Raw genomic sequence first — 312 nt, 5'->3', positions numbered from 1 at the left:
CTGCCACAGGAACGTACGCCCGTGCGTGAAGGCGCCGAAATCGTCGATGAGCACGGCACCGTGATCGGCAGCGTGTGCAGCGGTGGCTTTGGCCCGACGCTGGGCGGCCCGCTTGCCATGGGTTACCTGGACAAACTCACCAAGCATTGATGCCCGGCGCCTGCCTTACTGCTCTACGAAGTAGTAAGGCTGGCGACCGATCGCCATCTGCTTGATCACGGTGACTTTCTCAGCCAGTTGCTCGGGGCGGTCCAGCAGCGCCATGTTGCCGGGCTTGGCAGTCAGAAAACTACGCAGCTGCGCTTCAGTTTG

General features: G+C 61.9%; 1 protein-coding gene. It reads left to right on the top strand.

Annotation, left to right across the window (positions count from 1 at the left end; translation table 11 throughout):
- The first annotated feature begins 21 nt into the window (after window positions 1-21).
- On the top strand, window positions 22-150 hold the full coding sequence (locus tag KZZ04_RS21520) for a glycine cleavage T C-terminal barrel domain-containing protein (RefSeq protein WP_368735898.1): 129 nt from the start codon (window positions 22-24) through the stop codon (window positions 148-150).
- Window positions 151-312 lie beyond the last annotated feature (162 nt).

Source organism: Pseudoalteromonas sp. CR1, from assembly GCF_019392235.1.
Lineage (GTDB): Bacteria > Pseudomonadota > Gammaproteobacteria > Enterobacterales > Alteromonadaceae > Pseudoalteromonas.
This window is presented reverse-complemented; position numbering and strand designations above follow the sequence as displayed.